Genomic DNA, 24,014 nt, shown 5'->3' on the forward strand with positions numbered 1-24,014 from the left:
AGGGGCGTGGTCGGGCGCTTGCGGGGAATCTCATGAAACGTCGTGGGCATCAGGCGAATCGTTATAGGTATAAAAGATGCGGCAGTTTACCTGATGCATCGCCCCCTGCCCACGCGTTGGTCTTTTTTGACAGGTTGGCGTTCAGTTACGCCGGTCGACGATATACCGGGCCAGATCGCGCAACGGCTCTGCGGCCGCGTCAAACGGTCGCAGGGCGTGCAGCGCCTGATCACGCAGTTCCAGGGCGTAGGCCTTGGCCGCGTCCAGACCGAGCAGGGCCGGGTAGGTCGGTTTATCGCGGGCAATGTCGGCGCCTTGGCGTTTGCCGAGGGTTTCGGTATCGCTTTCGACGTCGAGGATGTCGTCCTGCACCTGAAACGCCAGACCGATGGCCTGTGCATAAGTCTGCAGGGATTTCAGTTCATCCTTCTCGGCGCGACCGCTGGCCAAGGCGCCGAGCTTGACGCTGACTTCGATCAGCGCACCGGTCTTGTGCCGGTGCATCAGTTCGAGGGCTTTCTGATCAAGCTTGAGACCGACCGAACCGAGGTCGATGGCCTGACCGCCGACCATACCTGCCGGGCCTGCGGCCAATGCCAGGGCGCTGACCATTTGCAGACGGATTTCGGTTTGCGGATTGCTCAGGCGCGGATCGAGCAGGGCGCTGAACGCCAGGCTCTGCAAGCCGTCACCGGCGAGAATCGCGCAGGCTTCATCGAATTTTTTGTGAGTGGTCGGCTGGCCGCGACGCAGGTCGTCGTCGTCCATTGCCGGCAAATCGTCGTGAACCAGCGAATAGGCGTGGATCAGCTCAACCGCGCAAGCAGCGCCGTTGGCCTGTTCAGCCTGGCCGCCGAGCGCTTCGCATGCGGCGTAGGCGAGCAATGGGCGAACCCGTTTGCCGCCATTCATCACGCTGTAACGCATGGCCTCATAGAGGCGCGCCAGCTCTGGCAGCGGCGCGTTGAACAGGGTTTCCAGTGCCGCGTTGACCCGCGCCTGGCTGGTCGCCGAATACGCAGCAATCATTCTGGCTGTTCCGCGTCGAAGGGTTCCTCGGCCAGCTCGCCATCGCGTTCCAGCAGCACCTGCACCTTCTGCTCGGCTTGCGCCAGCGCTGCCTGGCAGTCACGGGTCAGACCGATACCCTGCTCGAAAGCGGTCAGCGAGTCTTCCAGCGACAATTCACCATTCTCCAGACGCTCGACCAGCGTTTGCAGGTCAGCGAGGGATTGTTCGAAATCCAGTGCAGCTTTTTTGCGGGCCATGGCGGCGATTTCCGGTTGACGTTAAACCGGCGCGACACTAGCAGATAGGGGGTTTATGGGCAAATGAGCAGGGGCTTGTTTCGAAGCTTTGCAGGTCTCCATGTGGCGAGGGGATTTATCCCCGCTGGGCTGCGCAGCAGCCCCAAAATCAGCCACCCCGATCCGATAGGAGGATCGCATCAAGCTATTTACGACTGCTGCGCAGCCGGTCGGGGATAAATCCCCTCACCACAAGATTTGCGGTGACAGGATATTAACCTGTGAAGTTTTCTGGATAAGCAATTTGGTAACGCGTACTGCGTCCACCTCCCGGTAAACGTTGCAGGCAGCCCTTTTCCAGTAACTCGGCCAGATGCCGGGTTGCCGTGGCCTTGGATACCTTGGCTACAGCTTGGTATTGCGCCGCACTGATTCCGTGTTCAAAGCCGCGTTCCCCGCCGTCCAGCAGGCGATTCAGCACCTTGGTTTGTTCCACCGACAAATCCGACTCTCGATGCGCCTGCCAGAAACGGGCCTTGCCCAGCACCGACTCAATCCGGGCAATGGCTTGTTGCAGGCTGCGCAGAAGCGTTTGCAGGAACCATTTCAGCCACTCCGTGATATCCAGAGCCGCCTTCTGGCTTGACTCCAATACGCGATAGTAGCCATTGCGATCTTCGAGAATACTGGCCGACATCGCATAGAAACGGATTGCCTGCGCTTCACCTTGCGCCAGCGCCAGATCGGTAATCGTACGCGTAAGACGGCCGTTCCCATCGTCGAAAGGATGCAGGGTGACGAACCAGAAATGTGCGATACCGGCGCGCAGCAAAGGATCGAGGCTGCTTTGGCTGCGACTGGCCTCAAACCAGTCGAGGAACGTCGCTAACTGTTCTTCCAGACCTTGTCGGGGAGGCGCCTCGAAATGCACATTCGGCCTGTCGATCCGGCCGGACACTACCTGCATTGGCTCATTGCCGCGTAAACCGCCGATGCGGATCGAGCGTGCGGTAATGCCAGTCTCTTGTTCCGGGAACAGCCATTGATGCCATTCGAACAGCCGGCCCAATGTCAGCGGATCATCGAAATGACGGGTCGCGTCGAGCATCAATTGCGCCAGACCTTCACTGCGTTGGCTGACGTGACTTGCGGCGGGTTGCTCAAGACCCAGGCGTCGCGCCAAGGAGGAGCGTACCGAGCCGACATTGAGTTGCTCACCTTCGATGGCGGATGACGTCACGATATTTTGCAAGAGCGCATCAAGCTCGCTCTGAGCGCTCAAAGAACCGTCTACCGATTGGGCCATGCCCTTCAGTTGTCCCTGGGCCTGAACGCACTCGCGCAAGAGCGGCGCCAAGCGTTCTGCTTGCCAGTTGAAGTCAGGCCAGTCGGGCTGCTGCCAGATCCAATGAATTGCCATCAATCTCTGATCTCATGTGCGTGAGCCGATTAGAAACTTTATTCGGCTCATTCCGTGAGCCGAATATGACTGCTATTCGGCTCATCGTCCATCTGACAGCGTGATTCCCACAGAAAATTCAGATGTATCCGATTGTTAAAAAACTACCGAATCGCTAATCTTCGCGCCTTCTACGACCCGGCAGTCACGGGTCTTTCAGACGAAACGCAGTTTTCAGCGCTGTGAAGTACCGAGGATCGGGTGCAAGGTTTCGTTCAGGCATGGCAGGAGGCATCACATGCGTTCATTTCTTTTGCTGCTGATCGGGTTGGCCTGCGCCCCCGCGCTGCTGGCCGCGCCGACTGCCGAGATGTCGGAACCGGTGGGTGGCTGGCGTTATCACGGTCTGCTCGACCGCAGCGAAAACCCGCAAGTCGCCTATCCGACGCCGCCGATTGATCGCGGTATCCAGCGCAATCGCACGATGATTCAGGGCCAGCTCAAGGCCATTGGCAATCAGCGTGGGCCGCATACGCTGGCGGTCAATGGCAATCCGCTGAACCTCTATACCGACGACGACGGGCGATTTGCCCGGCCCTATGCGTTCGGCGCCGGTTCCAACAGCGTCGAAGTGCGCAGCGCCGAAGGCCAGTCGCTCAAGCGCGTACAGTTTTATGAAGCGAACAACTTGCGCACGCCTGCGCGGATTCGCGTGGTGCTCGGCTGGGACGACCCCAAGGCTGAACTCGATCTGCACATCATTACCCCCGACGGCCAGCACGCGTTTTTCGCCCATACGGCGTTGACCAATGGCGGCGGTCTCGACCCGGACGGCGTCGATGGCCCCGGCCCGGAAATGTTCACCATGACCGCGCCGTTGCATGGCACCTATCTGGTTTACGTCAACTATTGGGGCAACTTCGGCGACGGCGGCTATAACTTCGAGGAGGCCAGCAATCAGAACGAGGTCATCACCTCGCAGATCACGCTGGTATTGAACGAAAACACCGTCGACGAAAAACGCGAGACCTTCATCGTGCCGCTGCGGGCAATCGGTGATCTGCTGCTGGTCAAGACTTTCAACTATTAAGCATCCCGCACCACGGATGAACTCGTGAGCTTTGGGAACATGAGCGTGAAGATGAGCGATAACACTGTTTCTCCAACCGTCGAAACACCTGCCGGCAAACCTTCCCGACGCTGGCCGCTGTTGCTGGTCGGACTGGTCCTGGCCGCGGGTGTGGCGGGCGGGCTCGGCTGGTTCATGCACAAACCCAAGGCGCCGGCGGCTGCACTGGCCAGTGACAAACTGGGGATGAGCCGTCCGGATGCGTTGCTCGAAGCCCATTCCCTGAGCCAGTTGCCCAAGGACTTGCTGACGGTGCCGTTCCTCAAGGCCACGCTCACCGAGGACTTCGTCTTCTATTACGAAACCCACGCTGACCGTCTCGGTTTGATCGGCAGTCTGCGCCGGATCATTTACGAGCATGACCTGAAACTGCAAGACAGCCTGATCGAAGAGCTTTTCGATCAACCGGCGGATGTCGCGTTGTGGCGTGGTGCCGATGGCCGGTTGAAGGATTTCCTGCTGGTGATGGATCGCGGCGGTCTGGCCAAGCTGCTGGAGCCGCTGGCGAAAGTCGCGCTGGATGATTCGCAGCTCAGCGTGTTCGGCAAGCTGAAAGTCGGCAGCGATGAGGTGACGCTGTATCAACTGACCTACAACGCCAGCAAGTCGCTGTTGTTCGCTTCGCGCGGCGACAAACTGGTGGTGCTGTCCAATCCGGCCAAATACTACGAACCGGAAAGCGGTGTTTCCGAGGAGTCCGGGCACGTCTCGCCGCAAGCGCTGGCGGCGCTGCTCAATGGCGACAAACTGTTCCCTGAAGCCTTCGGTCTGCCGGTCAAAGCACCCGAAATCAAACAACGCCTGTCGATAAACTCCAGCGTGCTCGCGATGGGCTACCAACGCTTTATCCCGAACTTCGCCGGGCTGCGTTTCGACATGGACGACAAGGGCTGGCACAGCTTCCTCGCCATGGATGAACTGCAAAACCAGCCCGACTTCGATTTCAAACCGGTCTGGCAAGCCATGCCCTTGGGCGCGAGTGCTTGCGTAACCCTGCCGGTGGCCGCTGAACCACAGAAACCGCTGCTGGTGAAGCTCGGCGCGGAAGAAGCCGTGGCGCAGAAACTCACCGAGCACGTGGCCGGCGCGGCGGGCCTGTGCTGGTACGCCGATTCGCGGCTGTACACGCCGCTGCTGGTGGCCAGTCTGAAGGATGAGGACAACGGCAAACTCGACGGCGATCTCGGCACATTGTTCGGTTCGATGGTCGGCGCGTTTGAGTCCAACGTTGAAGAAAACGTGTTCCCGGTGGTCGAGAAACAGGAAGGCCAGAGCCATGTCTGGCAGCGTCAGGTCAGCTCGAACTTCGGCCCTTACGCGGCCAAGGACGCCGAGAATCCTGATGCGATCACCGGCAAGGCCTTCATGAAAGTCAGCCTTGCGCGCCATGGCTCGACGCTGCTGTTTTCCCTCGACGACAAACTGGTCGACAAGGCTCTCGGCACCCTCGATAAACGCTTCCCGCCAATGGCTGATGTGTTACCAAAAGACGTGCTGATGCCGATCTACTTCGGCCCGGACTCGATGGCGCAACTGATGCAGCAGGAGACGCTCGACAGCCTGCCGCAAGACATGGAACCGGTGTTCTACAACGCCGCGCAGACTTACCTGATCCCGAAACTGCGCACCCTCGGCGGCTACGGCAAATACGCGCTGACCTTGCCTGAAGGCAGCGAACCCGACGGCCACTGGCAGTGGCTACCGCTGGAATGGAAAGCCCTGTGACCGCACTGATCCGCAGCCTCGGCTTGCTCGCGCTGCTGCTGAGCGCGGGCGCCCGTGCCGTCGAAACCGCGCCACTGGATGTGTCGCAATCCCAAGTGTTTCGTGCCTGGTTTGTGCGCATCGCTCAGGAGCAACTGAGCCAGGGCCCGAGCCCGCGCTGGTATCAGCAGGACTGCGCCGGGCTGGTGCGTTTCGCCGCCAACGAAGCGCTGAAAGTCCATGACGACAAATGGCTGCGCAGCAATGGCCTGTCCAACCGCTACCTGCCGCCGGAGCTGTCGCTCAGCGATGACCAGCGCAAGCTCGCCCAGCAATGGCAGCAGGGTGGCGGCAAGGTCGGGCCGTACGTCAACGCGATCAAACTGATTCAGTTCAACAGCCACTTGATCGGCCGCGACGTGTCGCAGGCCCGGCCGGGTGACCTGATGTTTTTCGATCAGGGCGACGACCAGCACCTGATGATCTGGATGGGCCGCTACATCGCCTACCACACCGGCACCACCACCCCGACTGACAACGGCATGCGTTCGGCAAGCCTGCAGCAACTCATGACATGGAAGGACACCCGATGGATACCCGACGCAGCCAATCCCAACTTCATCGGCGTCTATCGACTGAACTTTCTCACCCAATGACCGGTGCCCGCATGTTGCGTATCTGTTCTCGAATTCCTCTGTTGCTGGCATTGCTGATGCCATTGGCCACGGTCAACGCCGAAGACTCGGTCGAGCCGAGCGGCTATACGCCGGTGTCCGGTGAAAGCTTCTTCCTGCTGGCCGACAGCAGTTTCGCCAGCGACGAACAGGCGATGGTGCGCCTCGAAGCGCCGGGCCGTGATTACCGGCGTTTTCGTATGGAACCGTATGGCGGCGCCGACATCCGCGTGTACCGGATCGACAAGCCGCTGGACTTTCTCAAGCGCCAGAAGAACCTGCACCGCGTGGTCAGCGACGGTCAGTTCAAGGGGGAAGGGCTGTCCAACACGCTCGCTTATCTGTGGGACAACTGGTATCGCAAATCCCGTCGCGTGATGCAGCGCGCGTTCTCCTATGAGTCGCGCAAACAGGTCACCGAAGAGGTGCCGGAACTGAAGATGGGCAACACCATCGTCGCGCCGACGCCGTATGACGCGCAGCCGCAATTTGCACTGATCCCGGGTCTGCCGGTGGTCAGCCAGTTCCGTTATCCGCTGTGGCAGGCGAAACCGATCCAGCCGCCGGAAGGCGTGAAGCTGGCCGGTTCGTCGAGTGACTTCGTCAACGTCGCCCCGGGTAACGTCTACATCCCGTTGGGCAATCTGAAACCGGGTCTGTATCTGGTCGAAGCGTTGGTTGGTAAGTACCGTGCGACCACCATGGTTTTCGTTTCCAACACCGTCGCCGTGAGCAAGATTGCCGGTGACGAATTGCTGGTCTGGGCTGCACGCAAACACGAAGGCAGTTCGGTGCCCAAGGTCAATGTGCTGTGGACCGATGGCCTCGGCGTGATGAGCAGTGGCGTCACCGACACCGATGGTTTGCTGCGCCTGAAACACGTCAGCCCCGAGCGTTCGTTCGTGATCGGCGAAGACGAAGAGGGCGGCGTATTCGTCTCCGAGAACTTCTATTACGACAGCGAAATCTACGACACCAAACTCTATGCCTTCACCGACCGGCCGCTGTATCGCCCGGGGGATTGGGTGTCGCTGAAAATCGTCGGCCGTGAGTTCAAGAACGCCCGCGATTCGGTGCAGCCAACCGCTGCCGACGTCAACGTCAGCGTGCTTGATGCGACCGGTACCGAGCTGCAAACACTCGACCTGAAACTCGACTCGAAGGCCGGCACCCAAGGCCGCTTCCAATTGCCGGATAACGCCGTGGCGGGTGGCTACGAGATCCGTTTCAACTACAAGGATCAGGCCTACAGCAGTGCCTTCCGTGTCGCCGAATACATCAAGCCGCACTTCGAGATTTCGCTGAACCTGGCCAAGCAGGACTACCGCACCGGCGAGCCGGTCAAGGGCAGTCTGGTGTTGCTGTACCCGGACGGCAAACCGGTGGCCAACGCCAAACTGACCCTGAGCCTGCGTGCCCAGCAACTGTCGATGGTCGATAACGAGCTGCAATACCTCGGGCAATTCCCGGTGGAACTGACCAGCACCGAACTGACCACCGACAGCAAGGGCAACGCGACCCTCGACCTGCCGGCCGCCGACAAACCGAGCCGCTACATGCTCACCGTGTTTGCCAGCGATGGCGCGGCGTATCGGGTCAAGACCACCAAGGAAATCCTCATCGACCGTGGCGCCGCAAGCTTCCGCTTGAGCGCGCCGCAACGCTTCAGTGCGGTCAAGGATAAAGTCGCGTTCAGCTACGCCAACGAGGGTGGCAGCGAAGAAAGCAAAGCCGTTACGCCGAGCACTTACAGTTGGGTGCGTCTGGAAGATCAGAGCACGGGCGAAGGCAAACTCGCGGCATCCGATAAAGGCTTCAGCGTGGCCTTCGAGCGTCCGGGCACTTACAACCTGACGCTCAAGGACCAGCACGGCCGGGTACTCGGCGCCACCGGTCATTCGGTTACCGGTGAAGGCGTCAAAGCGGTGCCAGGCACCGTCGAAATCGTCCTCGATAAACCCGAGTACAAGGCGGGCGATGAAGCGTTGGCGCTGATCACTTTCCCGGAACCGGTCAGCGATGCATTGCTGTCGCTGGAGCGTGACAAGGTCGAAGCCACTGCGCTGCTGGCCAAGGGGGGCGACTGGCTGAAACTGGAAAAACTCAGCGACACCCAATACCGCGCCCGCATTCCGGTGAAGGATAATTTTGCGCCGAACCTGACGTTCTCGGTGCTGTACACCAAGGGTGGTCAGTACAGCTTCCAGAACGCCGGGATCAAAGTGGTAGCGCCGCAAATCGACGTGGCGATCAGCACTGACAAACAGGTTTATCAACCGGGCGATACCGTCACTGTGGATCTGACCACGCAGTTCGCCGGCAAAGCGGTTCCGGCGCATCTGACGGTCAGCGTGGTCGACGAAATGGTCTACGCGCTGCAACCGGAAGTCGCGCCGACCATCGACCAGTTCTTCTATCACCCACGCCGCAATAACGTGCGCACCAGCGCCAGCCTGTCGTTCATCAGTTACGACGTGGCGTTGCCGGGCAGCCCCGGTGCGCCGGGCAAGGCCAACCGCAGCGAGCGCGGGGTGAAAGTGCTGGAGCGTCCGCGTCGCGAAGACGTTGATACCGCTGCATGGCAGCCGGAATTGCTCACCGATGCCGACGGCAAAACCCGCTTCACCTTCAAGATGCCGGACTCGCTGACCCGCTGGCGCATCACCGCCCGGGCCATCGCCGACGACGGTCAGGTCGGGCAGAAGAAGCAGTTTGTTCGCTCGGAAAAACCGCTGTACCTGAAGTGGAGCGGGCCGAGCAAATTCCGCAAGGGCGATCAGCCGCAACTGGGTGTGTTCGCCTTCAGTCAGGCCGAAAAACCGGTCAAGGCCGAACTGGTCACTCATTACGCGGGCGCCGAACAACGCCTGCCGGTGACCCTGAATAACGGCATCAATTATCTGCCGCTGCCAGCCTTTGCTTTGGCTTCCGGTGAGTGGACGGCGGAGCTGGTGCAGGACGGCAAAACTGCGGATGCCCTGGCAGTGCGTCTGAGCGCGACCGGTGATGGCTGGCAGGTGACTCAAACGCAAAGCCTCGATGTCGCCAGTGGTGACACGCCGCTGAGTCTTCCGGCTGATGCCACCGACATTCGCCTGCGGCTGGATGACAGCCCGCAAGCGCTGTTCCGTTCCGCACTCGATGATCTGCTGAGCTATCCGTATGGCGGCGTCGAGCAGACGGCCAGCCGCTTGCTGCCGCTGAGCATCGCTTATCCGTCGCTGGCGTCGAGCCCGCAGATCCGTGATCGCTTGCGCCTGATCATGCAGAACAGCCGTTTGCGTCTGGTGCAAATGGCCGGTCCTTCGGCGAGCTTCACTTGGTGGGGTTATGACGGTGAGCCGGATGCATTCCTCACCGCGTACGCCTACTACGCCGACTGGAACGCCAGCAAAGTGCTGGAGCTGACCCTGCCGCCGGAGCATTGGCAGCGAGTGCTGGAGGTCTACGCCAAACAGGCGCCGAATACGCCGCTGTTGCAACGGGCGCTGATCCTGTCGTTCGCCAAGCAAATGCACTTGCCGGTCAACACGCTGCTGACGGGTCTGATGGAAGATCTGGCCAAGGCTGGCGACGGCAACGCTGCCAATCTTATGGACGATGGCGAAGACAGTCTGGTGATGAGCGATCCGGATTCGGCGCTCGGTCTGGCGGCAGCGCGGACGCTGACAGCCGCATTGGCCAAGCAATCGAAGGTCAATCTGCCGGACGCTTTCAATCGGCAGGTGGCTGATGCGCAACAACGTCTGGCAGTCAGTTCGCAGCCGTTTGCCGAAGCGCTGAATCTGTCGCTGCAACCGTTTGATCAGACCCGTGCCCAAGCCTTGCTGCAACGCCTGCTGCCACAGCAATCGACCCTTGAACGGGCGTTGGCGCTGACCTGGCTGCAACGCAGCATCGAGCAGGCTTCGCCGACCATCGCGCTGATGCCGGGAGAAGGCTGGAAGAAAAACTACGGGGCCAGCGGCGAGATGTATTGGACGTGGCAAGGCGCTGCGCCAGTGCCGAGCGTGCTGTCGGTCTCCGGCACCCAGGAGCGTCCGCTGCGTGCGGCGCTGAGCTTCCAGACCCAACAACCGGCGATCGATCCGATGGCCGTGACCATCACCCGTCGCCTGTCGCGACTGGTGCCGGGCGACGAAGCGTTCACCTTCAAACTGGAGCCGGTCGGCAACAAGCCGTTGTCCAGCGACAGCCTGTATCTGGACGAAGTGATCCTCACCAGCAAAGCGCCGAAACCGCTGCGCTACGGCATGCTCGAAGTGCCGCTGCCACCGGGCGCGGATGTCGAGCGCACCACGTGGGGCATCAAGCTGCAGGGCAAGGACGGCACCGAGCCGACCGCGCTGGAGAAGGCGCGTTTCGAGCCGGGACAACTGGCCTACGCGGTGCCGGTCGATGCACTGAGCGGTGAATTGCGTCTGCGCCATCTGGTGCGCTTCTCGCAGAAGGGCCAGTTCAACCTGCCACCGGTGCGTTTCACTCAAGTGTATGCGCCGCAGCATCAGGCCCAGGAAGCGAAAGCCGCCCTCGGTCAGGTCACGGTCAACTGATATGAAACGGCCGCTGCTGTGGCTGATATTGTGTCTGATTCCTGCGCTGGCGACAGCGCAGGACGAACCGCTGCACCTTGCCTACAAGGGTGAGTTGCTGTCGCTGAATCACACGCAACTGATCGCCCGTGAGCCGTTGCCTGCGACATTGGATACGCCGCTCGGCAGTCTGTGGAAGTTGTTCGTTTACGCGTGGCTGGTGGATACCGGCGCGCGTGAGCCGGCGTATGAATGTCGCGGGCAGTCTAAGGACGAAGTCTATTGCTGCACGGCTGGCGGCAAGATCGAGCGTGATCAGGCGTTGGTGAAATCCTGCGGGTTGTACTTTGAGCCTGCGCGGTTGGGCATTACCTCTGCCGACTGGCGCACCTATTGGCAGGCACACAAGGCGCCATCATGGTTGCTGGATTTGCCTGCCGTACAACCAGCGACCCGGGTTTCAGTTGCCGAGTTGCTGGGCGTTTTATCTGTGCTTCCGGCTCAAGACCAGATGCGCCGGGTGTTGCTCGATGTGGTGCTGAACGCCGCAGACGGCAACGTTGTCGGCGAACTGGGCGGTCGCTTGCGGGTGAAAACCTGGAGCTGGATCGGCGATCAGGACCCGACATCGCGTCAGGGCGGATTTGCCGGCTGGACAGCGGACGGCACGCCGATCTGGGCTGGCGGGCGTGGCACCAGTCAGATGGTTTTGCGGCATTACGGTGCTACGCTGGCGACTGTGTTACCAAGTGCCTGGCCCGCAGAGACTGGGCGTTGTGTTGAGGTTGGACTGTTCTCGCGATACCCGGTCGTACGGGTTTTGTCTGGCGAGCGCGTTGCAACTTCGGGCCCGTTGCAGGGCGACTATCGCGTCGTATTTGCCAACGGCAATGCGCTGGATATCCACAGCGACGGCGAACTGTTTTTGCTCAACGACAAACTCGTCGCCCGGCTGGATCGCGAAGAATATGTCGCCCGTGTTCTGGAGCGCGAAGCCAAACCCGAGCCCGCTGAAGCCGCCAAAGCCTTGGCCGTGGCGATTCGCACGTATCTGCTGCAAAACGCCTCACGCAACGGCGACTGCCTGAGCATCGACGACAGCAGCAACCGTCAGCGGGTCGCACCACGTCCGGCCTCGGCCGAGTCGCGCAATATCGCGGCGTGGACGGCGGATCTGGTGTTGGCCGGCAGCACCGTCACCTATCACTCCGATCAACCTGGCCCGGACAAACTGGCCTGGCAGCAAGCAGTCGAACAGGCTAACGCCGGTCAACGTTACGACGCGATTCTGCTGCACGCCTATCCACGCGCCAGCCTCAGCCGCTGGGACAACCCGGTCGCCTCCTGCGAAGCATTGCCCGCCGCTCAGGACTGGCTGCAAAAACAACGGCGCGGCTGGCGTCCGAGACTTGAAAGCGAAACCGGCTACAACGAAGTCAGCACATTCGCCGTGTGCAAACTGGCTTTCGGTCGACCGTTCGTCGACCGCGAGCGCCAGCGCATCTACGTGCGCGGCGTGCTGACCTTGCAGGATCGCCTCGACCTGACCCACGAATATCTGCACCTGGCCTTTGAAGCACATCCCAACGGCCAGGATGAAACCTACATCGAAGGGCTTGCCCGCCACCTCTTGCTGGAATAGACCATGACACTCCGTTATCCACAGGTCTTGCTGCTGCTCTGCGCCCTCAATGCGTTGCCGCTGGCGATGGCCGCCGACAACGTCAAACTCGACACCCCGGTCGGCGGCTGGCGCACCGGCGCGCCCGAAGGCGAAGGCGAAAGCTTCCGCCAGACCGTCAACTACCCGGCCTCATCGGTGAACACCCCGGTCGGCCAGGCCAATACCGCACGCATCAGCGGCCAGATCAAAACCACGCCGAAAAACAACGATCCCGGTCGACTCATCGTCAACGGAGTCAGCATGCCGCTGAAAATCGACGACAGCGGCCGCTTCGATCGCCCGTTCTCATTCCCCAACGGCAGCAACAGCGTCGAAGTCCGCAGCCCTGACGGTCAACAACGCCACCGCACCCAATTCCTCAACGCCAGCGGCGGCGCCACCCCGGCCAAACTGCGCGTGTTGCTGTCGTGGGACAGCGACGGCACCGACCTCGACTTGCACCTCGTCACCCCCGACGGCGCGCACATCTGGTACGGCAACCGCGTCGCGCCAAACGGCGCCGCACTCGACGTCGACGTCACCACCGGCTACGGCCCGGAAATCTTCGCCATGCCGGCGCCGATCAAAGGCCAGTATCTGGTGTATGTGAATTACTACGGCGGCGGCTATCGCAGCGATGAAGATAGCGGCGGGGATGAGGCGGTGCAGCCCCTGACCACGGCGCAGGTGACGGTGATTACGGAGGAGGGGACGCCGAGCGAGAAGATGGAGACGTTTGTAGTGCCGATGCGGGCGGTGGGGGAGTTGACGCTGGTGAAATCGTTTAGTTATCCGTAAATGAATCTCACCAGTCAGGGAAAACTCCGCACAGCGCGTTGCCTTGATAACTGTGCATGACCGGCCCAAGCGCCATAAATGGACCGCAAGCGTAGAGCGGCGATGGCACTTTTTGTTGCGAGTTAAGCAAAACGGTTTCGTTACCAAACTCGTCATTGCCAAAGGATTGTTCCTGATACGACGAGCAGACTGGCAATTTCAGCGGCACCGGAATTACCAATGCCCACAGGGTGATTCCGCACCATTCACGGGTGGGTTCTGACCTTGTCGTTTTACTGATTACAGGTGTGGTGGATTGATAGCTCAGCGTTTTGTAGGCGTCCGACTTTAAGGTCGTTTTCTCTGGGAGAGAGACGACTGCTCCTACGCAGGCGGAGAGGGAAAGGCCTAAGGCTGATGCTGAGCAAAGTCTGATGCTGATCTTAAGGAAAGAGCTCAAGAGATACGTCCGTGCGTCTAAAGTCCAAAGGTGGGTAGGCCGACATTTGCTGTTTCTATGCCGTTGGTCGGCGCCTCTCCTGAAGGATCATTCAAAAACTCCAGTGAACAAGCGATCGGGCTCCAGCTTATAGATCATCCATGCTGATCTTGACTCGCTGGGGATCGGAAAGGCGTTCAGTGACTACTGAGATGAACTCTTCATCCTCCACGCAGACTTTGGACTCTCCTGACTCAGCGAGAGTGCGCTGCTCAATCTCATCTTTCGTGCGGATATTGGTGGATGCCATGAAGGTTACCCATTATTTATGCTTGTCTTGTGGCTCTGCGGCAGAGAGTAAACCCTAGGTCAGACAAGGACCAATTCAGATTTCCGGCGATGGCGCTTTGATGCGCTGTCTGGAACCTAAAATAGAGGATATGAGAAAGCCCCGGGAACATTGAAGGGTTTTAGACAGGCATTAAAAAGCCGGCTTGTGGCCGGCTTCTCGGGGACTGGCTTGGTTTATTTTTGGTAAACCGCGTCAGCCTTCAAAACGTACACCCGGATCTTGCGTCCGGCTGTGGGACTTGGTCAGACGTTGATCTGCCGCGTCGGGCGCGATCTGAGCCGCTGGGCGGGTCGATGCGCAAATGTGGGGCGCAGGATACTGATTTTTGGCGGGGATTCCCAGCTTGAAGTGCGGGTTAGAGCGATCTGTCGGGCAAAAATTCGGGATTTGTACTGATTATCCGGGCCTCATCGCCAGCAGGCTGGCTCCCACAGGGAGATAGGCACAGGTCCGGAAGGGCATCAGGTCAGAGAAACGGAATCGCCGGGCGGCGTTTGCTCAGGGTCGACCACCAGAATACCCAGCCCAATATGTGTATCCGCTGCTCTTCGATCTGCGCGGCGCGGAAGATTTCGTCCGGGTATTCGGCGCTGTTGTGGCTGCGCAGGCGCAGGGCGTTGCCGGGCATGCGGTGCAGGTATTTGATACGCAGCATGCCGTCGTGTTCGATGGCGTAGATTTCGCCGTCGACGACCTGGGTCAGGCCGCGGTCGATGGCGATGGTCGAGCCGTCGGCGATGCGTTCGGCCATGCTGTTGCCGATCATGTGCGCACAGATGGCATCGGTGTGTTTGATTTCGAGGATGTCGAGATGGACGCGGGGCAGGCGGATGGATTGTTCGGGGTCGAGGATGACGTGGGTTTTCTTCGAACCGGTTGTTACCGGAGTTTCCTTGAAGAAGGGCAGGTCGATGTCATTGGGGTCGATGACGGTGTAGACGCCGCGGATGGATTGGGCGTCGAAGGTGTCGCCATTGCTGGCGGGCATTTGCAAACTCGGGGAGTCTTTGGCGCCGTCGCCGGTTTTCAGCCAGTCGCTGTTGACTGACAGCAGGCGTGAGACTTCCTCCATGCGATACGCGGGGACGCCCCGGGTGTACCAGTTATGAATATTTTGGGCTTCCGTGCCCCAGAACTTTGCGAATCCCGTGGTGGTGATCTTCGCTGCTTCCAGGAGTGCCTTGAATCTTGGACCGCTAGTGTTCTTTTTCATAAACACGGAGTCTACGGCCGTGCCAGAGCGGTTTGAATAAACCGGGTGTTCAAAAACGGGGCGAATTTTGCGACTGGATGTAAGACGTTCTTGTGGGAAATTAAACAGATTAAAACTGTGTAGCGGCTTTTTTAAACGCAGCGTTTAAAGCGCCATTTCCCAGACACAAAAAACCCCGGTAAACCGGGGTTTTTGTCAGGCGTACTGCGTGTCAGGGCAATCAGCCCTTGTAAGCAGCAACCGACTTGGTGATCGCTTCGCGAGCGGCGTCTGCGCCGGCCCAGCCTTCGATTTTCACCCATTTGCCTTTTTCGAGATCTTTGTAGTTCGCGAAGAAGTGCTCGATCTGCTGGATCAGCAGTGGCGGCAGGTCGGTGTATTCCTTCACGTCCACATACAGCTGGGACAGCTTGTCGTGTGGAACTGCGATGACTTTGGCATCGCCGCCGCCGTCGTCGGTCATGTTCAGGATGCCGACTGGACGAGCGCGGATGACCGCACCAGGAGCAACCGGGTAAGGGGTCACGACCAGCACGTCGAGGGGATCACCGTCGTCAGCCAGGGTGTTCGGGATGTAACCGTAGTTGGCCGGGTAGAACATCGGGGTGGCCATGAAACGGTCAACGAACAGGCAATCGCTGTATTTGTAGATTTAGTTTTTGATCTGGTAGTGGTTTTCATTGATCTCGATCGCGACGTAGATGTCGTTCGGCAGGTCTTTGCCAGCCGGAATCTTGCTGTAGCTCATTGGGCGGTGCCCCCGTTAGTTGACCAAAAACACTTGGCCGGATTGACCAAAAAGTGGCGGCGATTATAGGCATATTCTGCTGCCGATGCCATGCACCGAAAGTCGTCCTGGCCTTAGTCGTGAGCCTGATAGACCGGGTCTTCGGCTTGAAGTTGCAACAGCCGGCCCAACGGGTCCTGCTTGTAGAAAAGCTTCAGTTGCGCATAGACCTGTGGATAACTCTCGTGCAGCAGATCCGGGGCGCTGAAGAAGTATTCGCTGGTGACGGCGAAGAACTCGGCCGGGTTTTCCGCCGCGTACGGGTCGATGGCGGTTTCAGCGTCCGGATTTTGATCGAGTTGCCGATTGAGGTCGTCGTAGGCCGCTTGCATGACTTGCGCCCAGTCGCTGACGCGCATGTCGGCGTGCAGTGGCGGCAGGCCGTTGGCGTCGCCGTTGAGCATGTCGAGCTTGTGCGCCAGTTCGTGGATGACCAGGTTGTAGCCTTCCCAGCCACCGCTGGCCATCACGCCGGGCCAGGCGAGAATGATCGGGCCTTGCTGCCAGGCTTCGCCGCTGTGTTCACCGTCCCATTCATGCTCGATGCCGCTGGCGTCGCGATGGCGCTGCGGGCTGAGGAAGTCGTCGGGATAGAGGACGATTTCGTGAAAACCCTGATACCAGTTCAAATCTCCGAGATTGAGCAGCGGCAATTGCGCCTGGGCGGCGAGCAGCAGGCGTTGCTCCTGATGCAGTTCGACACCGGGCAGGGCGGTCAGGTGTTTTTCTTCGAGGAACAGCACGCAGGCTTCACGCAGCCACTGGTCTTCGGCGGCGCTGATGCCATCAAGAAAGCTCAGGTGATGGCGCACCCGTTGCCACATGTCGTCGGCAACCGGGTGCCTGGCCAAAATGCGCCGGCGTCGCCAGGCGCTCAGTGACCACATACTTTCAGCGCGATTCGGCTTTGGAGCTGGAGCCGCCGAAACGACTGCGCACGACACCGATGATCATCGGCACCAGCGACAGCAGAATGATCCCGACTACCAGCAGCGACAGGTTCTTCTTGATGAACGGTACGTTACCGAAGAAGTAGCCCAGCGTAACCAGACCACCGACCCAGAGGATGGTGCCGAACACGCTGAAACCGAAGAAGCGCGGATACGGCATCTTCGCCACACCGGCGACGAACGGGGCAAAGGTACGGATGATCGGCAGGAAGCGCGCCAGCGTCACGGTTTTGCCGCCATGCTTGTCGTAGAAGTCGTGGGTTTGTTGCAGGTAGTCGCGACGGAAAATCTTCGAATTCGGGTTGCTGAAGAGCTTTTCCCCCGCCGTTCGTCCGATCACGTAGTTGGTGCTGTCACCCATGATTGCCGCGAGCATCAGCAGTCCGCCGAGCAATACCGGGTCCATGCCGCCACCAGCCGCGACAGCGCCAGCGATGAACAGCAGCGAATCACCCGGCAGGAAAGGCATCACCACCAGACCGGTTTCGCAGAAGATCACCAGAAACAGGATGGCGTAGATCCACGGCCCGTAATTGTTCACCAGCATGTCGAGGTAGACGTCGAGATGCAGGATAAGGTCGAGCGGGTTGAAATCCATGGGGGCACCTGAGTGACGGCCCGACTCTGCAGGCCTGTGCGGATGACTTGGTGTAAGCCTACAGACGGGTGTAGTTTTTCTTACAAGCCGGAAAGATCGGGATTATACGGTCTGATAGGTGAAAAGCGCGTTGGTTTTGTAGCGAGGGATGTCGGGGTGTGAACAATTGTCAGGGAGATGCAGATATATGAGGTGGGGCTAAAAGATCGCAGCCTTCGGCAGCTCCTACAGGGAGAGTGCATTCCAAATGTAAGAGCTGCCGCAGGCTGCGATCTTTTGACTTTAGAGTTCGTCGCTGATCGGCAGCACGTAGTTCTTGAACTCGGTGTCTTCCTTGAATCCAATGGATTCGTAGGTCTTTTGCGCGACTTCATTGTTGCTGCTGGTCGAGACGCGCATGCGCACGGCCTGGGTTTCCTTGGCCATTTTCTTCGCAGTGCGGATCAGGTTGTCGGCCACTAACTGGCGGCGGGCGTCTTCGGCGACGTAGATGTCGTTGAGAATCCACACGCGTTTGAGCGATAGCGAAGAAAAGCTCGGATACAACTGACAGAAACCCATCAGTTTCTTGTCGTCATCGTCGGCCAGGGCCAGGTAAATCACCGATTCCTTGCGTCGCAGACGTTTTTCGAGAAACGCGCGGGACGAGTCCGGATAAGGCAGGGAGCCGTAGAACTCGCGGTATTTGACGAACAACGGGGTCAGCAAATCCAGGTGTTCAAGGGTCGCTTGGATAATCCGCATGATAGGTCTCGTCTTCAAGTGGCTGTTTTCACATGCTCTGACGGCGACGGGAAACCCTGGCGGCCGTGCATCGATCCTGCCTTAAACCGGCGCAGAAACGCAATGCGGAAACGGTTCAGGCAGGGGGCGGAGTGAGTAGGAAATTACCTTTCATGTCTGCACCTGCTTCCGACTCCAGCGTCTGAATCTGCGCTTCGTCCTTCAGATTGACCCCCGACAGCTGCCGCCGACAGGCCTCGCGCATCAGATACAGCAAGCGATGCGCCGCCATGCCATAGCTCAAGCCCTCAAGCCGCACGTTGGAGATGCAGTTGCGGTAAGCATCGGTCAGTCCGACCTTTGGATTGTAGGTGAAATATAAACCCAGACTGTCGGGTGAGCTGAGCCCCGGGCGTTCACCGATCAGCATCACCAGCATTTTTGCACCCAGTAGCTCACCGATTTCATCGCCAACTGCAACACGACCCTGTTCCACTAGGACGACCGGCGCCGCCGACCAGCCGTCGGCGCTCATCTGTTCTTCCAGTCGGGTCAGAAACGGTACGGTATGGCGATGTACCGCCAGCGCCGACAGGCCATCCGCCACGACTATTACCAGATCGACGCCACCCGGATGGGCCGCAGCGTAATCACGCAGGGTCTGCGCCGACTCGTCGCTCAATTTTCGACCCAGATCGGGGCGTTGCAGGTAGCTGTTACGGTCCACCGCAGCGCTGTGCAGCAGCAGAGTTTCACGGCCACGCTCGGTAAGCTGGCCGCTGAGCCCCACGTGATCGAACGGCAAATGCACGGCGTCGCGCGCCTGGGCGTGGGCGTACTGGAAATCCAGCTGCGCGCTGGTCGGCAGGCTGGTGCCGGTGCGACCGAGGGCGATTCGCGCCGGGGTCAGGCGGCGTAGTTCCAGCCAAGGGTTTTGCGGATCGACGGGTGGTTTTTCCATAAGACTCATCCCAGTTGCGCCAGCGCCTGGCGAAAGGCCGGCGGCAGGTTGTTGCCGAAGTGCACCTTGCCGTCCGCTTGCGTGAAGATGCCCATTTTCGCCAGCCACTGCTCGAATTCCGGCGCCGGTTTCAGGCCCAGAGTCTGCCGCGCATACAGCGCATCGTGAAACGACGTGGTCTGGTAGTTGAGCATGATGTCGTCGGAGCCGGGGATGCCCATGATGAAGTTGATCCCGGCAACACCCAAGAGGGTCAGCAGGGTGTCCATGTCGTCCTGGTCGGCTTCGGCGTGGTTGGTGTAACAGATGTCGCAGCCCATCGGCACGCCGAGCAACTTGCCGCAGAAGTGGTCTTCGAGCCCGGCGCGAATGATCTGTTTGCCGTTATAGAGGTACTCCGGGCCGATAAATCCGACAACCGTGTTCACCAGAAACGGCTTGAAATGGCGCGCCACGGCGTAGGCTCTGGTCTCGCAGGTTTGTTGATCGACGCCGTGGTGGGCGTTGGCCGACAGCGCGCTGCCCTGACCGGTTTCGAAGTACATGAGGTTCTGGCCGAGGGTGCCGCGATTCAGGCTCAGCCCCGCGTCATAACCCTCCTGCAAGATATTCAGGTTGATACCGAAACTGGCGTTGGCCGCCTCGGTACCGGCAATCGACTGAAACACCAGATCCAGCGGCACGCCACGGTTGATCGCCTCGATGGAGGTGGTGACGTGGGTGAGCACGCAGGCCTGGGTCGGAATCTCGTAACGCTGGATGATCGCGTCGAGCATTTCCAGCATCGCGCAGATCGACGCGATGCTGTCGGTGGCCGGGTTGATGCCGATCATCGCATCGCCGTTGCCGTACAGCAGACCGTCGAGAATGCTCGCGGCGATACCGGCCGGTTCGTCGGTGGGGTGGTTCGGTTGCAGGCGCGTCGACAGGCGTCCACGCAGGCCGAGGGTGCCGCGAAACTTCGTCACTACGCGGATTTTCTGCGCCACCAGCACGAGGTCCTGCACGCGCATGATCTTCGATACGGCGGCGACCATTTCCGGGGTCAGGCCCGGGGCGAGGGCGCGCAGACTGTTTTCATCGGCGGCGTCGCTGAGCAGCCAGTCGCGGAAACCGCCGACCGTTAAGTGGCTGACCACGGCAAAGGCCTGCTTGTCGTGGCTGTCGATGATCAGTCGGGTGACTTCATCAGACTCATAAGGAATCAGCATTTCCTGCAAGAAATGCGTGAGCGGAATATTCGCCAGCGCCATTTGCGCGGCCACCCGTTCGCCGTCGTTGAGCGCGGCGACACCGGCCAGGAAATCCCCGGAGCGTGCGGGGCTGGCCTTGGCCATTACATCTTTGAGGCTGTCGAAGCGATAGGTCTGGGCGCCGACGGAATGGGCAAATGCGGCCATGGGGCGGTGTCCTCCAGTAATTACTGCAATCTGCTTTTTTGTAGGAGTGAGCCTGCTCGCGATGAGGGATGTCAGTCGCTATCAATGGTGACTAACACACCGCTATCGCGAGCAGGCTCACTCCTACAGGTTTTGCGTGCACATCAATAATGCGCGCACCGGGTTTGTGGCCCGGTGCCGGTGCAACTAGACACCTTCGAGCATAGCGTCCGCCGGGGCATCGGCGCGTTGTTTGGCGGTCAGCTGGAAGTACAGATAACCCGCCGCCATGAAGCCAAGGAACACACAGCCGATTAGCGTGTTGAACCACGCCATCGCCACCAGACACACCACGGCCAGAAACAGCGCGATCCCCGGCACGATCGGGTAACCCGGTGCACGGAAGGTGCGCTCCAGATTTGGTTCGGTTTTGCGCAGTTTGAACAGGCTGAGCATGCTGATGATGTACATCACAATGGCGCCGAACACCGACATGGTGATCATCGCCGCCGTCAGGGTCATGCCTTGCAGATTGACCAGACCGTCGCTGTAAATCGCCGCGATACCGATCACGCCACCGGCCAGAATGGCGCGATGCGGGGTCTGGAAACGCGAGAGTTTGGCCAGGCCTTTAGGCAGATACCCGGCACGAGCGAGGGCGAAAAACTGCCGCGAATAGCCGAGAATGATCCCGTGGAAACTCGCCACCAGTCCGAACAGGCCGATCCATACCAGCATGTGCATCCACGACGAGTTGTTGCCGACCACGGCTTTCATTGCCTGTGGCAGCGGGTCGTTGATGTTCGACAGTTGACGCCAGTCGCCGACGCCGCCGGCCATCACCATTACGCCGATGGCGAGGAACACCAGGGTCAGTATGCCGCTGACGTAGGCCTTGGGAATCGTGCGTTTCGGGTCTTTGGCTTCTTCGGCGGCCATGGCCGCGCCTTCGATGGCGAGGAAGAACCAGATCGCAAACGGTATCGCCGCGAAGATCCCGGGAATCGAGGCCATGGTGAACTCGTTGGAGCCCGACCAGCCGTTAAGCACGAAGTTGCTGAAGCTGAAACCCGGTGCAACCACACCCATGAACACCAGCAATTCGGCGACCGCCAGCACGGTAACCACCAGTTCGAAGGTCGCAGCGATGCTGACGCCGAGGATGTTCAGGGTCATGAACACGAAATACGCCCCGACTGCTGCCAGCTTGGGGTCAAGCTCCGGGTATTGCACGTTGAGATAGGCGCCAATTGCCATGGCAATCGCCGGTGGCGCGAAGACGAATTCGATCAGCGTGGCGATCCCGGCGATCAGTCCGCCTTTCTCGCCGAATGCTCGACGGCTGTAGGCAAACGGCCCTCCGGCGTGAGGAATGGCGGTAGTCAATTCGGTGAAGCTGAAGATGAAGCAGGTGTACATGGTCGCGACCATCAACGCCGTGACCAGAAAACCCAGGGTGCCTGCGGTGCCCCAGCCGTAACTCCAGCCGAAGTATTCGCCGGAAATCACCAGGCCGACGGCAATGCCCCATAGATGCAGGGTGCCGAGTGTGGGTTTGAGCTGTGTGGTTGTAGTCATAAGTCCTCTCTGTCTTTTTTATTGTTCGATCTGTTGGACTTTCGGGTGTGACGATTTGGGTGGGTGGGTGCTGTTCACGCAGCGGCAGATTTCACGCAAATCCTGAATGACGGGTACGCAAGGGCCGTGCCAGAGCGGCCAGGCCTATTGTGGTGTGTCATTTAGGACGCTATCGCTGGCAAGCCAGCTCCCACAGGTTTCTGTGGTGTTGGGACTTGCGCAGATCCCTGTGGGAGCTGGCTTGCCAGCGATGGCTATTTGAAGGGCAACACAGGATTAGCTGTATTGCCCCGAGGTTTTAGAAGAAGCCCAACGGGTTGATGTCGTAGCTGACCAGCAGGTTTTTCGTCTGCTGATAATGATCGAGCATCATCTTGTGGGTTTCACGACCGACGCCGGACTTCTTGTACCCGCCGAACGCGGCGTGCGCCGGGTACAGGTGGTAGCAGTTGGTCCACACGCGACCGGCCTTGATTGCGCGGCCCATGCGGTAGGCGCGGTTGATGTCGCGGGTCCACAGGCCGGCGCCAAGGCCGAACTCGGTGTCGTTGGCGATGGCCAGCGCTTCGGCTTCGTCCTTGAAGGTGGTGATGCTCACCACCGGGCCAAAGATTTCTTCCTGGAACACGCGCATTTTGTTGGTGCCCTTGAGCAGGGTCGGCTGGATGTAGTACCCGGTCGCCAGATTGCCCTCGAGTTTTTCCACCTTGCCGCCAGTCAGCAGCTCGGCGCCTTCGCCCTTGGCGATTTCCAGGTACGAAAGGATTTTGTCGAATTGCTGCTCGGACGCCTGCGCGCCGACCATGGTGTCGGTATCCAGCGGGTCACCGCGTTTGATTTGCAGGACTTTCTTCATGACCACGGCCATGAACTCGTCGTAGATCGACTCCTGAACCAGTGCGCGGGAAGGGCAGGTGCAGACTTCGCCTTGGTTGAAGAACGCCAGCACCAGACCTTCGGCGGCTTTTTCGATGAAGGTCGGTTCGGCCTGCATGATGTCTTCGAAGAAGATGTTCGGCGACTTGCCACCCAGCTCCACGGTGGACGGAATAATGTTTTCGGCGGCGCACTTCATGATGTGCGAGCCGACCGGGGTCGAACCGGTGAAAGCGATCTTCGCGATGCGTTTGCTGGTGGCCAAGGCTTCGCCGGCTTCTTTGCCGAACCCTTGCACCACGTTGAGCACGCCCGGCGGCAGCAGGTCGCCGATCAGTTCCATCAGCACGGTGATGCCCAGCGGGGTTTGCTCGGCAGGCTTGAGCACTACGCAGTTACCGGCAGCCAGGGCTGGCGCGAGTTTCCATGCGGCCATCAGGATCGGGAAGTTCCACGGGATGATCTGGCCGACCACGCCCAGTGGCTCATGGATGTGATAAGCCACGGTGTTGCCGTCGATTTCGGCAGCGCTGCCTTCCTGAGCGCGCAGGCACCCGGCGAAGTAGCGGAAATGGTCGGCAGCCAGCGGGATGTCGGCATTGAGGGTTTCGCGGATGGCTTTGCCGTTGTCCCAGGTTTCGGTGATTGCCAGCAATTCGAGGTTCTGTTCGATGCGGTCGGCGATTTTCAGCAGCGTCAGCGAGCGCGACTGCACGGAGGTGGAACCCCAAGCGTCGGCGGCAGCGTGAGCAGCGTCCAGTGCCTTGTCGATGTCCTCGGCAGTGGAACGCGGGAATTCGGCAATCGGTTGGCCATTTACTGGCGAGGTATTGGTGAAGTACTGACCTTTGACAGGCGCGACGAACTCGCCGCCGATGTAGTTACCGTATTTGCTCTTGAACGAGACTTTGGCGCCTTCAGTACCGGGGTGAGCGTAACGCATGATGTTTTTCTCCTTGGCTCTTGTGCTTATAAGGGAGTGGCGCAATTGCGCTTGCTATAAGCGTAGAGCAAAGGTCGGGCCACTGCCTTG

At 59.7% G+C, this 24,014-nt stretch carries 18 protein-coding genes and 1 pseudogene; 6 read left to right on the forward strand and 13 right to left on the reverse strand.

Annotated features, from left to right (window positions below):
* Window positions 1–141: 141 nt before the first annotated feature.
* The 3 genes from ispA to ACIOZM_RS15715 all read right to left on the reverse strand — a co-directional run bounded on the left by ispA (window position 142) and on the right by ACIOZM_RS15715 (window position 2,667).
* Entirely contained in the window at window positions 142–1,029 is an 888-nt protein-coding gene (ispA, locus tag ACIOZM_RS15705) for a (2E,6E)-farnesyl diphosphate synthase (RefSeq protein ID WP_401215457.1), read from the reverse strand.
* Window positions 1,026–1,268: an exodeoxyribonuclease VII small subunit gene (locus ACIOZM_RS15710; protein ID WP_003228627.1), complete on the reverse strand. Its 243-nt coding sequence runs from the start codon at window positions 1,266–1,268 to the stop codon at window positions 1,026–1,028. Before ACIOZM_RS15710 ends, ispA begins: the two co-directional genes overlap by 4 nt.
* A 253-nt stretch (window positions 1,269–1,521) precedes the next feature.
* On the reverse strand, window positions 1,522–2,667 hold the full coding sequence (locus tag ACIOZM_RS15715) for a Fic family protein (protein ID WP_401215459.1): 1,146 nt from the start codon (window positions 2,665–2,667) through the stop codon (window positions 1,522–1,524).
* Window positions 2,668–2,944: 277 nt separating this feature from the next.
* On the opposite strand from ACIOZM_RS15715, the gene ACIOZM_RS15720 reads away from it, so the two are divergent.
* The 6 genes from ACIOZM_RS15720 to ACIOZM_RS15745 are packed head-to-tail and all read left to right on the forward strand — an operon-like array spanning window position 2,945 to window position 13,146.
* A complete protein-coding gene (locus ACIOZM_RS15720; protein ID WP_401215461.1) occupies window positions 2,945–3,736 on the forward strand; it encodes a YfaP family protein in 792 nt (263 codons plus the stop codon).
* Between the two features lie 51 nt (window positions 3,737–3,787).
* Window positions 3,788–5,500 (forward strand): DUF2138 domain-containing protein, encoded by a 1,713-nt coding sequence (locus tag ACIOZM_RS15725; protein WP_401215464.1) that lies wholly within the window; start codon window positions 3,788–3,790, stop codon window positions 5,498–5,500.
* Complete coding sequence (locus ACIOZM_RS15730; RefSeq protein ID WP_401215466.1) at window positions 5,485–6,135, forward strand: DUF1175 domain-containing protein; 651 nt, start codon at window positions 5,485–5,487, stop codon at window positions 6,133–6,135. The genes ACIOZM_RS15725 and ACIOZM_RS15730 overlap by 16 nt, the downstream gene beginning before the upstream one ends.
* Window positions 6,132–10,706: an alpha-2-macroglobulin family protein gene (locus tag ACIOZM_RS15735; protein ID WP_401215469.1), complete on the forward strand. Its 4,575-nt coding sequence runs from the start codon at window positions 6,132–6,134 to the stop codon at window positions 10,704–10,706. Before ACIOZM_RS15730 ends, ACIOZM_RS15735 begins: the two co-directional genes overlap by 4 nt.
* Before the next feature lies 1 nt (window position 10,707).
* Window positions 10,708–12,327: a DUF2300 domain-containing protein gene (locus ACIOZM_RS15740; protein WP_401215471.1), complete on the forward strand. Its 1,620-nt coding sequence runs from the start codon at window positions 10,708–10,710 to the stop codon at window positions 12,325–12,327.
* Between the two features lie 3 nt (window positions 12,328–12,330).
* Window positions 12,331–13,146 carry a YfaP family protein gene (locus tag ACIOZM_RS15745; protein ID WP_401215474.1) on the forward strand — a complete coding sequence of 272 codons (816 nt, stop codon included), beginning with the start codon at window positions 12,331–12,333 and terminating at the stop codon, window positions 13,144–13,146.
* 7 nt (window positions 13,147–13,153) lie between these two features.
* Here ACIOZM_RS15745 and ACIOZM_RS15750 read toward each other — a convergent pair whose 3' ends face one another.
* The 10 genes and pseudogenes from ACIOZM_RS15750 to ACIOZM_RS15795 form a co-directional block, all read right to left on the reverse strand.
* Complete coding sequence (locus ACIOZM_RS15750) at window positions 13,154–13,585, reverse strand: hypothetical protein (RefSeq protein ID WP_401215476.1); 432 nt, start codon at window positions 13,583–13,585, stop codon at window positions 13,154–13,156.
* Between the two features lie 797 nt (window positions 13,586–14,382).
* Entirely contained in the window at window positions 14,383–15,129 is a 747-nt protein-coding gene (locus tag ACIOZM_RS15755; protein WP_401215479.1) for a helix-turn-helix transcriptional regulator, read from the reverse strand.
* Between the two features lie 220 nt (window positions 15,130–15,349).
* Window positions 15,350–15,877, reverse strand: a pseudogene (gene ppa / locus ACIOZM_RS15760) (inorganic diphosphatase).
* Window positions 15,878–15,990: 113 nt separating this feature from the next.
* Window positions 15,991–16,803 (reverse strand): zinc-dependent peptidase, encoded by an 813-nt coding sequence (locus ACIOZM_RS15765; RefSeq protein WP_401215482.1) that lies wholly within the window; start codon window positions 16,801–16,803, stop codon window positions 15,991–15,993.
* Between the two features lie 4 nt (window positions 16,804–16,807).
* Window positions 16,808–17,464: a DedA family protein gene (locus ACIOZM_RS15770; protein ID WP_401215485.1), complete on the reverse strand. Its 657-nt coding sequence runs from the start codon at window positions 17,462–17,464 to the stop codon at window positions 16,808–16,810.
* A 282-nt stretch (window positions 17,465–17,746) separates the two neighbouring features.
* Window positions 17,747–18,208 (reverse strand): N-acetyltransferase, encoded by a 462-nt coding sequence (locus ACIOZM_RS15775; RefSeq protein WP_003228592.1) that lies wholly within the window; start codon window positions 18,206–18,208, stop codon window positions 17,747–17,749.
* A gap of 115 nt (window positions 18,209–18,323) precedes the next feature.
* On the reverse strand, window positions 18,324–19,148 hold the full coding sequence (gene eutC / locus ACIOZM_RS15780) for an ethanolamine ammonia-lyase subunit EutC (protein ID WP_401215488.1): 825 nt from the start codon (window positions 19,146–19,148) through the stop codon (window positions 18,324–18,326).
* 5 nt (window positions 19,149–19,153) lie between these two features.
* Entirely contained in the window at window positions 19,154–20,548 is a 1,395-nt protein-coding gene (locus tag ACIOZM_RS15785) for an ethanolamine ammonia-lyase subunit EutB (protein ID WP_401215491.1), read from the reverse strand.
* Window positions 20,549–20,734: 186 nt separating this feature from the next.
* On the reverse strand, window positions 20,735–22,105 hold the full coding sequence (eat, locus tag ACIOZM_RS15790) for an ethanolamine permease (RefSeq protein WP_401215493.1): 1,371 nt from the start codon (window positions 22,103–22,105) through the stop codon (window positions 20,735–20,737).
* Between the two features lie 298 nt (window positions 22,106–22,403).
* Window positions 22,404–23,924, reverse strand: coding sequence for an aldehyde dehydrogenase family protein (locus ACIOZM_RS15795; protein WP_401215495.1), 1,521 nt, complete (start codon window positions 23,922–23,924; stop codon window positions 22,404–22,406).
* Window positions 23,925–24,014: the final 90 nt, after the last annotated feature.

The sequence above is a fragment of the Pseudomonas sp. NPDC087346 genome, assembly GCF_044744235.1.
Classification (GTDB): Bacteria; Pseudomonadota; Gammaproteobacteria; order Pseudomonadales; family Pseudomonadaceae; genus Aquipseudomonas.